Here is an 11,948-nt window from a genome sequence, read left to right as displayed (position 1 = left end):
GCGGTGGGGCGACCGCCCCACCGCCGGGCGGGGCCCGTCGCCGTGTCCTGCGGGTGGTGGGCGAACTGAACTACGGCGGCACCGAGACGCGTACCGCGGAACTGCTGCCACGGCTCGTCCGTGGCGGCACCGTGATGCATCTGCTCACTCTCAGCGACCACGTTGGACCGGGACCGCTGGCCGGGACGGTCGAGCGGTACGGTGGCTCGGTGACCGCCGTACCGCTCGGTGCGCGGTTTCCGGTCCGGTTCCACCGTCTGCTGCGCCAGCTGCGACCCGACGTGGTGCACGTCGACTGCGCCAACTTTTCCGGCGTGCTGCTCGCCCTCGCCGCGGTCGCCGGGGTGCCCGGCCGCGTCGCGCACTTCCGAGGGGACGACAACGCGCCGAGGAGCCCACGTCGTCGGATCCTCCGGTGGCTCGGCGGGCGGCTGCTGCGGACCTTCGCCACCGACGTCCTGGGCGTGTCGCCCGGCTCGCTGACCTTTGGCTTCCATCGGTCCTGGCGGGACGATCCACGCTGTCAGGTGGTGCTCAACGGGCTCGACCTGGACCGCCTGCGTCAACCGTCTGTCGATGACCTGCGGGCGATGATCGGAGCGGGCGTCGCCGATCTCGTCTGCGTCAGCGTGGGACGGGCCTCGCCGGAGAAGCGCCGCTGGCTGCTGCCGCCGATCCTGGCCGCGTTGCGTGACCGGGGGGTCACCGCGCATGCCGTACTCGTCGGGCCGGGCGATCCTGCCGACGACGCCCGGGTGCGTGCCGCGGCGGACGCCGTCGGGGTGACCGGCCGGGTGCATCTGCTCGGCCCCCGAGGCGACGTGGGCGGCCTGCTGGCACAGGCCGACCTGGTCGTCCACCCGTCCAGCCTGGAAGGGTTGCCCGGCGGGGTGCTGGAACCGGTCGCGCTGGGTATCGGCACGGTGGCCTGCGACCTGCCCGGCGTGCGGTTCATCGACGAGCGGCTGCCCGGCGTCGTGATCGTCGATCCCGGGGCGTCGGCGGCGGACTGGGCGGAGGCTGCGCTCGTCGCGGCCGCGTACACCGCCGCGACCACCCCCTCGGCCGCGAGCGATCGATTCGCCCACAGCCCGTTCGCGATCGATGCTGCGGCCGAAACCCATCTGGCGATCTACCGGCGGCGTCCGGGCCGCGTCCGGACCTGCACCGAAGGAGTCTGATGACCGAGCAGACCACGACAGTCGAGGTTGGACCACGAGCCGGTCACCGGCCGGCAGACCGGCAGCGTCGGCCACGGCCGCTGCTGATCGGCGCGTACGCGTTTCCGCACGGTGACGCCACCTCGAACCGGCTGCTGCAACTCGCCCGCTGCGCCGCCGGTGAGGGCGGGCCGACGCTGGTGGTCAACGACTGGCCTTGCGAACTGCCGTTTCCGCCGGACGGGCCACGGGCCAGCGGCGTCGAACTGATCACCTTGCGGATCCGGGGAGCCAACCACGTCAGCCGGATGTCGGCCCGTCTGGCCCGTCCGGTCCGCGTGCTGCGGGCGTTGCGGCGCCGTGGCGTCGGCCGCGGCGACGTCTCCGTGGTCCTGCTGCCGATGGCGATGATGACGTTCGGCAACTGGGCGGTGCTGCGTCTCGGGCTGCGCTGCCCGGTCGTGGTCGACGCCAGCGAACGCCACGACCGGCGACAGTTCCGGCGTGGCTGGTCCGACCCCTACTTCCTGCGCCACCGGTGGTCGACGTTTCTGGCGACCAGGCTCGTCGACCGGTTCACCGCGGTGTCCACCACCCTGGCCGGGTACTTCGAGCGCCGCGGCGGGGCCGTGCTGGTGGTGCCTCCGCAGGTGGACTGCGACGAGTTCGCGCCGCCAGGGCCGCCGTCGCTCGACGCCGGCCTGCGTCTGCTGTACGCGGGCACGCCGGGGCGCAAGGACCTGCTTCACGTGATCGTCGCGGGGATCGGCCGACTGGCACCGCAGGACCAGCGGCGGGTCCGGCTGACCATCGCCGGGATCACCCGCGACGACGCGGCGAACCTGTCCGACCTGGACCCGGCGGTGCTCGAGTCCGTCCACGCCGAGGTGGTGTTCCTCGGCCGGGTACCCCGGGAGACCGTGTTGGAACTGCTGGCCGAGTCGCACTTCGCCATGCTGGTGCGGCCCACCGGCGGCTACGCGGCGAACGGCTTTCCGTCCAAGGTGCCGGAGAGTCTCGCCGCGGGGTGCCCGGTGCTGCTCAACCACACCAGTGACCTGGCCGAATACGTGCGTGACGGTACCGAAGGGCTGGTGCTCGACGGCAGCGGTCCGGACGACGTCCGCCGGGCGGTGCAGCGCGCGTTGCGGCTGCGCGACGAGCAGTGGACGGCGATGAGCCAGGCGGCCCGGTCGCGGGCCCGCCGTTCGTTTGACCACCGGGCCTGGTCGCAGCGGGTCAGTACGTTCGTCGTCCCGGCCGAGGGCCGGAACTGACGACTACCGCAGGACCGGGGTCCGCCCCCGGTTGGGCGACCTGCCCGGCTCGGCCGACGGTGCTGGCTGCGGCGAGGCAGCTGGCTGTGGCGACGCGTCCGGTCGGGGCGACGGCGGTGGGACGTCCGCCGCCGCCCGGTGGTGTCCGGCCCGTCGTCGGGCGGGCAGGTGCAGCAGGACGGCGACCACAGCGAGCCAGAACACGTACGGGTACGTCTGCCCGGTACCGAACATCGCCGACTCGGTGACCTGGATCAGCAGGCCGGTGACGATGAGCCAGACCAGACCCGAGTTCGCCCCGTTCACCGGAGCCCGGACAGCGGCCCATCCGGCGGCGAGCACGGTGAGCAGCAGCGGCACCGCGGCCACCAGCCCGAGCTCCAGCATCATCTGCAGGTAGCTGTTGTGCACCAGCCCGACGTTGAAGCCGCGCAGTTCGTCGTAGTTGGCCAGTTCGTAGAGGTGGTCGCGGGACGCGTACCCGTAACCGAGCGCCGGATGGTTCTCCCACCACAGGTCGACCGTCATGTGCCACAGCCGGATCCGGCCGTTGGACAGGTCGCTCTGAGTGAACCGGCTGACGAACTGCTGCATCCAGGACGCGGCGAAGACGGACGGCAACAGGCCGGACAGGTACCCGGCCAGCAGGGCCGCGGTCGCGCCGACGGCGACCCGGATCAGGGTACCGATTCCATGCCGTAGCACCACCCAGAGCGCCCCGACGAGCACGGCGCCCAGTCCGGTGCGGGACTGGGACAACACGAGGGCGCCAGCCACCGGCAGGATGCCGAGCAGTTCGGCACGTCGCCCGGTCTCCCGGTAGACCGCCCAGCCGAGCGGCACGGCCAACGCACAGACCATGCCGAGCATGTTGGGGTTGCTGAACAGCCCTTGGAACCGGGAACTGCCGGACAACGCGGGGGCCAACGTGCCGTTGGCCGCTCCGTAGCCGATGCTGACCACGACGGATACGGCCAGCACCAGGTAGACCACCCGCAGGTCGGCCATCATGACCGCCCGGTCCGGCCACCGCCGCCGAGCCAACCCGTGGACCAGCCCGGCCAGCAGCAGCAGGGCCAGACCACGTTGGAAGGACTCGAACGGAGCGATCGACCAGACCGCGCTGAGCGTGGCGAGACCGGCGAGTACCCAGAGCGACCCGATCAGGACACCGGTAGCCGGACTCGTCGGCGCGGCAGCGGCGGGTCGGCGCTGGCACAGCGCCCAGACGACCAGGCCGCCGACGGCCACGTACCGTGGATAGAAGCTGGCGTCGGCCAGCGTCTCGACATCGGACGACGCGCCGATCAGCAGCGCCATCGTCAGCGCCAGGAGCCATCGCCAGCCGTCCATCTGGGATGCGCAGATGAGCATGACGAGCAGCGCGACGGCGGCCGAGGCGACCAGCGGATTCCGTACCGCAAGAATGGTCGTGACCCCCAGCAGGGCCGCCGCGCCGACCAGCACGGTCAGCCGGCTCATTCGGTCTACCACGTGTCGTCCTTCGGCTTGCGGTGGGCCGGGGTGAACCCGAGCGGTCTGTCTGTCGGTCCGGCACGTCAGACCACGAGGTGTCGCCGGTCCACCTCGGCCGGGGCGCCGGCCCAGCGGGCCCGGGCGGCGTACAGCGACCGGACCATCTCCGGCCAGGAGGGCGGACGGTATCCGGTGACGTCGGCCAGCCGGTCGGCGCGCATCGACCGGTCACAGGCGAACCCGTCGTCCGGCACGATGTCACCTGGCCACCGGTACACCTCGGCGATCAACCGGAGCAGGTCGTACTTTGAGATCGGCTCGGCGGCCAGGTGGTACAACCCGGTGAGATCGGTCCGGGGCAGCACCACGGTCCGCAGCAGCCGGGCGAACTCGACGGTCGTCACGCCGGTGTAGATCGCCCTGGTCCAGCCCTTGACGCCACCGGGGCGAGACAGAAACCAGTCCACCAACGACCGGTTGCTGGTCAGCTCGTGACCGATGATCGAGGTACGCAGTGTGAGCGTTCCTTCGCCGGTGACCTCGCCCAGCAGCTTGGACCGTCCGTAGAGGTCCGGTGGGTCGGGCAGGTCCTCCTCGACGTAGCCGCCCTGGCGTCCGGAGAAGACACAGTCGGTGCTGACGTGGACCAGCCGGCTGCCGATCTGGCCGCAGGTCTGCGCCAACATATGCGGGAAGAGAGCGTTCAGGGTGACGGTGTGCGTGGCGTCCTGCACGTCGGGGCGTTGCTTGATCACCCCGACACAGTTGACGACCACGTCCGGCCGGAGCTCGTCGACGATCCGGCGGACCTGGTCGAACCGGGAGGCGTCGATGTCGCTGGCGATCCGCCCGACCAGTGGCGCGGGGAAGTGGGGTGCGCGGTCGGCCAGGTCGCGGGCGGTGCCGTGAACGTCGAGCGTCGGGTCGGCGCTGAGTTCCCGCAACAGGGTGTGACCGAGCATCCCGGTGGCTCCGGCGACGAGGACCCGCTGTCGAGCGGGACCCGGTCGGTCGGTCCGCCGCCGCGGCACCCGATCCAGGTGCCCGCCAGCGTCGGCGAGGGCGCTCATGCCGCGCCGACCAGGCTCGCGTCGACCGGGCTCGCGGCGGCATCGAGGTGTGCCCGCACCTCCGGCAGGGTGAGCAGCAGCGACTCGACCTGCGGCACGGTCAGCCGCCGGGCATTGTGCGAATTGAAGTCGGTGAGCCCGCCGCTGTCGACGTCGCCCTCGTCGACGTAGAGGGCGTAGTTGAGATCGCGGCTGTCCACCGGGACCCGGAGGAACTCACCCAGGTCTTCGGCGTGGGACAACTCCTCGCGGCTGGCCAACGTCTCGTACATCTTCTCGCCGTGCCGGATGCCGAGCACGTCGAACTTGGCCGGTACGCCGAACAGGTTGCACAACGCGGTGGCAAGGTCGCCGATGGTGCAGGCGTCGGCCTTACGGATGAAGACGTCGCCCTGCCGGCCGTGGTGGAACGCATGTTCCACCAGGTCGACCGACTGGGCGAGGGACATCAGGAACCGGGTCATCGACGGCTCGGTGACGGTCGGCAGGCTGCCCTGGCGGATCTGGTCGATGAACAGCGGGATGACCGAGCCGCGCGAGTACATGACGTTGCCGTACCGCACGCAGCAGACCCGGGTCCGGGCTGTCAGGTTGTCCCGGGCGTGTGCCTGTGCCACCTTCTCCATCAACGCCTTGGTCATGCCCATCGCGTTGACCGGATAGACGGCTTTGTCGGTGCTCAACAGCACCAGCGCCTCGACCCCGACCCGTTCACACGCGTCCACCAGGTGGGCGCTGCCGAGGACGTTGGTCCGGACCGCTTCGAGTGGGAAGAACTCGCACGACGGCACCTGCTTGAGCGCGGCGGCGTGGAAGACGAAATCCATGCCCCGTACGGCTTTGAGCACACTGTCGTAGTCCCGGATGTCGCCGACGTAGTAGCGGACGCGCTCGTCGGCGAGTCGGTGCCGCATGGCGTCCTGCTTGGACTCGTCGCGGCTGAATACCCGGACCTCCTGGGCGCCGGCGTCCAGCAACCGGGAAACCATCGTCTGGCCGAAGGACCCAGTGCCACCGGTGATCAAGAAGCGCCGGTCCGATAGCGAGGAAACCACATCTGCCCCTGTCTTGCTTCTCCCGTCGGGCCACCCCCCGGGGGACGGTGGATGTCGTCGTACGTGACGATATAGTCACATAAGTGGCGTAGAGGTCATTTTCCGGCAAGGTGAGGAAGGCTCGGATGATCCGGTGGCCCGCGATCCCGGGCCGAGTCGTCATTAACCGCAAAAGGGGCAAAACAGCCCGTAGCGACTGGTAGTTGTATTGCATGCTGATCGGTCTGCTCACCCAGTGGTTCGATCCCGAGCCCGGGCCGGCCGCGTTGCCTGGCCGGCTCGCTCACGCTCTCGCTCGACGGGGGCACGAGGTGCGGGTGGTCACCGGATTCCCGAACTATCCGACCGGCCGGCTCGCTCCCGGCTACCGGATGGCGCGCCGGCTCGATGAGACGGACGGCGACGTGCGGATCCGCCGGGTGGCGCTCTACCCCAGCCATGACCGGTCCGCCGCACGGCGACTGGTCAACTACGGCTCGTTCGCCGGTTCGGCGCTGGTCTCCGGCGCCGACGCGCTGCGCGGTCTCGACGCACTCTGGGTCGGCAACTCGCCGATCTCGGTGGCAATTCCGATGTGGTATGCCCGGTACGTCCACCGGGTACCGGTCCTGCTGCATGTCCTGGACATCTGGCCGGACAGTGCGGTGGCGAGCGGATTCCTCGGCAACGGTCCCCTGTCACAGGGTCTCGCGCGGGGGATGACCCGTTGGTGCGCGGCGATGTACCGCAGCGCGGATCGGGTGGCCTACGTCTCGCCCGGTGCGGGTGGGCTGCTCGCCGGGCGAGGCGTACCGCAGGAGAAGCTGATCCACATTCCGATGTGGGCCGACGAGGCGGTGCCGGTCCGCCGCCCCGATCTGCGCGCCGAGCTCGGGATCCGTCCCGATCAGGTGGTGCTGTCGTACGCCGGCGCGCTCGGTGAGGCACAGGCCCTCGACCCGTTGATCGACGCGTGCGTCCGGATCGACGATCCGAGGCTGGTCTGTCTCATCGCCGGGTCGGGCACTACCGAGGACCGGCTGCGTGTCCGCGCGGCCCGGGCAGGTGCCACCAACGTCCGGTTTCTCGGCCGGCTGCCCCGAGACCGGATGCCCGCGCTGATGGCCGCAGGCGACGTGCACTACGTGAGCCTGCGCCCCGGTGGGATGTCGGCGTACACGATGCCGAGCAAGGTGCAGGCGATCCTTGCGGCAGGTCGGGCGCTGCTCGTCGCGGCCGAGGGCGACGCCGCGACGGTCGCCCTGGACAGCGGCGCGGGCTTCGTCGCCCGGGCGGGGGACCCGGACTCGATCGGAACCGCGCTGCGCGAAGTGTGCGACCTGGGCCGCGAGAAGCTCGAGCTGCTCGGGCAGGCTGGCCGGTCCTATTACGACAAGGTGTTCTCGGTCGCGGTCGGTGCCGAGCGGGTCGAGCAGGCGCTGCGAGTGACGGTGGAAGGCTGTCGGCCGCGCCGAGGAGGAGCCCGATGACGAATCCTCTCGACGACGAGAGTGGCTGCTTCGTGGTCCTGATCAACGACAGGGGCCAGCATTCGCTGTGACCGGAGTTCTTCGCCGTGCCCTCCGGTTGGCGTGTCGTGCAGGGGCCCGTCGGCCACGCCGACGCTCTGGCCTGGGTCGAGCGGGAGTGGACCGACCAGCGGCCAACGAGCGTCGCCGGGCTGCGTCGACCGGGCATTGGCTGAGGAGCGGTCCGAGAGATCTCCGGAAACCTGCTCGATCATCCCGGTCGCCAGCGGCGCGGCGGCACCCACCCCGGTTCTTGACATCCGGCTCGTTCGCACCCACCGACTGGCGGAGAACAGCCAATACCAGCGGTACGGGGTTGGGCCCACGGGTTCCGGAGGTTTCCAGGGCATCTCCGGAAGTCGTTGACAGGACAATTTCGACGGTCCGATACCGGCGGCCGTCGCCCGGCCACCGGCCGGCCCTCTGTTCGTCCTGCCGGCCCGGCCCTGCGTCTTCGACATCGGCGCGAACATCGGCCTGTTCACGTTGTTCACCAAACGACGCTGACCCGACGCGACGGTCCGGGCCCTTGAACCGGTGCCCCTACCGCTGACTACCTGCGCCGCAACATCGCGCGGCACCAGCTGACCGACGTTACCGTCATCCAGCAGGCCCTCGGCGACCAGCCCGCTGGCAACGCCAGTTTTGTGCACTATCCGAACATGCCGGGAAACTCCACCCGGTATCCGGAGGACAAGGAACTCCAGAAGGCGGTGGTGGCCCGCAGACGCCCTGACTGGGACGTGGCCGAGCAGTACCGACCGGTGAACCTCACCGCTCGCTGTCCTCGCGTCCCAGGGCTTCGGGTGCGAGTTCAACCCCGTGCCACTCGTCTACCCCGAGGTCCGCACGTACCTGGTCCCCGCGCGACGGTCCACGGCCCGGCCCGCCGCCTGACGCGACACGGGAGGTCAGCCCTCGGCATCGGCGAGCAACGGTTCCAGCACCAGGTCGGGGTCGCGATTGCGCACGGTGGACAGTCGCCACTTGTCGGGGAACAGGGCGAGCAGTTCACCGTCGCGCACCCGGGTCATCACCTCGACCCCGGGTGCCGCGTTCAACCCGGCCACACTCGCCGCGTCGGTGCGCCGGGCCAGGGTGTACGGCAGATGGTCGACCGCGGTCGGTACCCCGAACTCGGTCGCCAGCCGGTGGGTGGCGACCTCGAACTGCATCGGCCCGACGGCGGCGAGCACCGGGGACTGCTCGCCCCGGCGGTCCGATCGCAGTACCTGGACCACGCCTTCGCCGTCGAGTTGTTCGACGCCGCGGCGGAACCGTTTGAACTTCGACGCGTCGGTGGCTCGGACGGCGACGAAGTGTTCGGGGGCGAACGACGGCAGTGGCGGGAACGTCACCGCCGGCCCGGGCGCGTAGAGGCTGTCGCCGATGCTCAGCGCGGTGGCGTTGACCAGGCCGACCACGTCGCCCGGGTACGCCTCGTCGATGGTGTCCCGGTCGCGGCCGAAGACCTGCTGGGCGTACTTGGTGGCGAACGGGCGGCCGGTGCCGGCATGGGTGACGACCATGCCGCGTTCGAACCGGCCGGAGCAGACCCGGACGAACGCCACCTGGTCGCGGTGGGCCGGGTTCATGTTCGCCTGGGTCTTGAAGACGAATCCGGCGAACGGAGCGTCCAGCTCGCGGAGGGTGCCGGTGGTGTCCGGTCGGGCCGTCGGCGCGGGGGCGGTGTCCACCAGCACGTCGAGGAGCTGGCGTACGCCAGCGTTGGTGACTGCGGCGCCGAACAGCACGGGTGTGGTGGTCGCAGCGACGAAGCCGGCCTGTTCGTGCTCGGCGCCGGTGGCGGCGAGCAGGTCCAGCTCCTCGATCGCCTGAGTCCAGTCGGCGCCGTAGCGTCGGGCGGCCTCGGCGGCGGTGAGTGGTTCCTCGATGACGGCGGTGGCTCCGCCAGGGGTACGGGTGAACGCGACCATGCCGCCGCTGCGCCGGTCGGCCACCCCGTGGAACTGCCCCGCGACACCGACCGGCCAGGTCAGTGGGGTGCACCGCAGCCCGATCCGTTGCTCGATCTCGTCGAGCAGTTCGAGCGGCTCCAGCCCAGGGCGGTCCCACTTGTTGATGAAGGTGATCACCGGCACCCGGCGGTGGCGACACACCTCGAACAGCTTCAGCGTCTGCGGTTCCAGTCCCTTGGCGGCGTCGAGCAGCATCACCGCGCAGTCGACGGCGGTCAGCACCCGGTAGGTGTCCTCGGAGAAGTCCGCGTGCCCTGGCGTGTCGAGCAGGTTCACCACCGTGTCGCGGTAGGTGAACTGCAGTGCCGCCGAGGTGATCGAGATGCCGCGCTGCTGCTCCAGGGCCATCCAGTCGGAGACCACGCCACGGCGGTCGCCCTTGCCGTGCACGGCACCGGCGGAGTTGATCGCCCGAGCGTGCAACGCGAGGGCCTCGGTGATGGTGGACTTGCCGGCGTCCGGGTGGGAGATCACCGCGAAGGTACGCCGTCGTGCCGCCTCCGTGGTGACTTGTTGTATGACTTCCACTACTCCTGGCACCTGAGGTCCTCCTCTCGCCACCCGTTGCCCAGCAGCAGGTCGACGACCGAACTCTAACGTGCGAGGCGCTTGTTTCTCGGTCGGTGCGGTGTCAGCCCACGTCAACCGTCGGGTCGTGACGATGAACACTTACCACCCGTGTCTACCCTCGCGCGACGGTACTGTCTCCGAGGCACGTCCGCGAGACCCTGCGCGTTGCCGCGCGCCCTGATCGGAAAAGGCTGTATGTCGTCGTTCTCGCCTGCGGTGTTGCGGCCGCGTCTGTCCCGCCCGTCGTGGTTGTCCCCGAAGGTGTTCCGTACCGAGGTCCTCGCCGGCCTGGTGGTCGCGCTCGCGTTGATCCCGGAGGCGATCTCGTTCTCCATCCTCGCCGGGGTCGACCCACGGGTCGGGCTGTTCGCGTCGTTCACCATGGCGGTGACCATCGCGGTCTGCGGTGGCCGGCCGGCGATGATCTCCGCAGCGACCGGCGCGATCGCGTTGATCGTCGCCCCGTTGGCCCGCGACCACGGGCTCGGCTATCTGCTGGCGGCGGTGATCCTCGGCGGGGTGCTGCAGGTGCTGCTCGCCGCGCTCGGCGTCGCCCGACTGATGCGGTTCGTCCCGCGCAGTGTGATGGTCGGCTTCGTCAACGCCCTCGCGATCCTGATCTTCGCCGCGCAGGTGCCGTACCTGATCGGGGTGCCGTGGCTGGTCTATCCGATGGTCGTCGTCGCGCTGGTGATCATTGTCGGGCTGCCCCGGCTGACGAAGGCGGTGCCGGCACCGCTGGTCGCGATCGTCGTGCTGACCGTCGTCACGGTCGTCGCCGGCTTCGCCGTGCCGACCGTCGGTGACCAGGGATCCCTGCCGGACAGCCTGCCCGTGCTCGGTGTGCCGCAGATCCCGTACACCTGGGCGACCCTGCAGGTGATCGCACCGTACGCGGTCGGGATCGCGCTGGTCGGGTTGATGGAGTCGTTGATGACCGCCAAGCTGGTCGACGACATCACCGACACCCACTCGAACAAGACCCGCGAGTCGTGGGGTCAGGGCGTGGCGAACATCGTCACCGGCTTCTTCGGCGGCATGGGCGGCTGCGCGATGATCGGCCAGACGATGATCAACGTCAAGGTGGCCGGTGCCCGTACCCGGCTGTCGACCTTCCTGTCCGGGGTGTTCCTGCTGATCCTGGTCGTCTCCCTGGGCGACGTCGTCGCCCGGATCCCGATGGCCGCCCTGGTCGCCGTGATGATCATCGTCGCGGTGTCGACGTTCGACTGGCACAGCGTCGCCCCCGCCACCGTGAAGCGGATGCCGTGGGGGGAACTCGCAGTGATGGTTTCCACCGTCGCCGCGGTGCTGATCACCCACAACCTGGCCATCGGCGTGATCATCGGTGTCCTGGCCGCCATGGTGATCTTCGCCCGCCGGGTCGCACACATGGTGGAGGTCACCAGCGTGCTCGACCCCGACGGCAGCACCCGGATCTACTCGGTGCACGGCGAACTGTTCTTCGCCTCCAGCAACGACCTCGTCTACCAGTTCGACTACGCCGGCGACCCGGACCGGGTGATCATCGACATGACGCATGCGCACATCTGGGACGCCTCGTCGGTGGCCGCGCTCGACGCCATCACCACCAAGTACGCCAGCCGCGGCAAGAGCGTCGAGATCATCGAGCTGAACCAGCCCAGCGCCCGGATCCACGGCACCCTCGCCGGGCAGCTCAAGGTCGGGCACTAGACACACCGGCGTTCCATAGATGCCGGCCGCAGTGGGGGGGGGGGGGGGGGGGGGGGGGGGGGGGGGAGGGGGGGGGGGGGAGGGGGGGGGGGGGGGAGGGGGGGGGGGGGGGGGAGGAGGGTAGGTCGTCGCCGGCACCCGGGTGAGCCGAGGTAGCG

The 11,948-nt window shown here is 70.2% G+C and carries 8 protein-coding genes and 1 pseudogene; 5 read left to right on the top strand and 4 right to left on the bottom strand.

Annotation, left to right across the window (positions count from 1 at the left end):
* On the top strand, positions 1–1,181 hold a 1,181-nt coding region (locus ACXAHD_RS28310; protein WP_475054427.1), incomplete at its 5' end, for a glycosyltransferase.
* Positions 1,181–2,437, top strand: coding sequence for a glycosyltransferase family 4 protein (locus tag ACXAHD_RS28305; protein ID WP_289213019.1), 1,257 nt, complete (start codon positions 1,181–1,183; stop codon positions 2,435–2,437). The genes ACXAHD_RS28310 and ACXAHD_RS28305, both read left to right, overlap by 1 nt.
* 3 nt (positions 2,438–2,440) lie before the next feature.
* On the opposite strand, the gene ACXAHD_RS28300 is transcribed toward ACXAHD_RS28305, so the two are convergent.
* From ACXAHD_RS28300 to ACXAHD_RS28290, 3 genes are all read right to left on the bottom strand, one after another.
* Entirely contained in the window at positions 2,441–3,931 is a 1,491-nt protein-coding gene (locus ACXAHD_RS28300) for an O-antigen ligase family protein (RefSeq protein ID WP_475054420.1), read from the bottom strand.
* A gap of 65 nt (positions 3,932–3,996) precedes the next feature.
* Positions 3,997–4,983 carry a dTDP-4-dehydrorhamnose reductase family protein gene (locus tag ACXAHD_RS28295; RefSeq protein WP_281567338.1) on the bottom strand — a complete coding sequence of 329 codons (987 nt, stop codon included), beginning with the start codon at positions 4,981–4,983 and terminating at the stop codon, positions 3,997–3,999.
* Positions 4,980–6,038 (bottom strand): polysaccharide biosynthesis protein, encoded by a 1,059-nt coding sequence (locus tag ACXAHD_RS28290; RefSeq protein ID WP_281567339.1) that lies wholly within the window; start codon positions 6,036–6,038, stop codon positions 4,980–4,982. The genes ACXAHD_RS28295 and ACXAHD_RS28290 overlap by 4 nt, the downstream gene beginning before the upstream one ends.
* A 212-nt stretch (positions 6,039–6,250) precedes the next feature.
* Between ACXAHD_RS28290 and ACXAHD_RS28285 the strand changes: the two genes are divergently transcribed.
* Positions 6,251–7,507, top strand: coding sequence for a glycosyltransferase family 4 protein (locus ACXAHD_RS28285; RefSeq protein WP_281567340.1), 1,257 nt, complete (start codon positions 6,251–6,253; stop codon positions 7,505–7,507).
* A pseudogene (locus ACXAHD_RS28280) lies at positions 7,504–7,722 on the top strand (MbtH family protein). The gene ACXAHD_RS28285 and the pseudogene ACXAHD_RS28280 overlap by 4 nt, the downstream one beginning before the upstream one ends.
* A gap of 735 nt (positions 7,723–8,457) precedes the next feature.
* Here ACXAHD_RS28280 and ACXAHD_RS28275 read toward each other — a convergent pair.
* Positions 8,458–10,065, bottom strand: coding sequence for a peptide chain release factor 3 (locus tag ACXAHD_RS28275; protein ID WP_281555209.1), 1,608 nt, complete (start codon positions 10,063–10,065; stop codon positions 8,458–8,460).
* Between the two features lie 225 nt (positions 10,066–10,290).
* On the opposite strand from ACXAHD_RS28275, the gene ACXAHD_RS28270 reads away from it, so the two are divergent.
* Positions 10,291–11,790 (top strand): SulP family inorganic anion transporter, encoded by a 1,500-nt coding sequence (locus ACXAHD_RS28270; protein ID WP_281555208.1) that lies wholly within the window; start codon positions 10,291–10,293, stop codon positions 11,788–11,790.
* The last annotated feature ends 158 nt before the right edge of the window (positions 11,791–11,948 follow it).

The sequence above is a fragment of the Micromonospora sp. ABR4_055 genome (assembly GCF_056160425.1).
This window is presented reverse-complemented; position numbering and strand designations above follow the sequence as displayed.

What these genes read in the sequence shown, in the direction of transcription:
- ACXAHD_RS28295 (WP_281567338.1), bottom strand. Translation starts at nt 4,983, where the DNA reads ATGAGCGCCCTCGCCGACGCTGGCGGGCACCTGGATCGGGTGCCGCGG.
- ACXAHD_RS28285 (WP_281567340.1), top strand. Translation starts at nt 6,251, where the DNA reads ATGCTGATCGGTCTGCTCACCCAGTGGTTCGATCCCGAGCCCGGGCCG.
- ACXAHD_RS28305 (WP_289213019.1), top strand. Translation starts at nt 1,181, where the DNA reads ATGACCGAGCAGACCACGACAGTCGAGGTTGGACCACGAGCCGGTCAC.
- ACXAHD_RS28270 (WP_281555208.1), top strand. Translation starts at nt 10,291, where the DNA reads ATGTCGTCGTTCTCGCCTGCGGTGTTGCGGCCGCGTCTGTCCCGCCCG.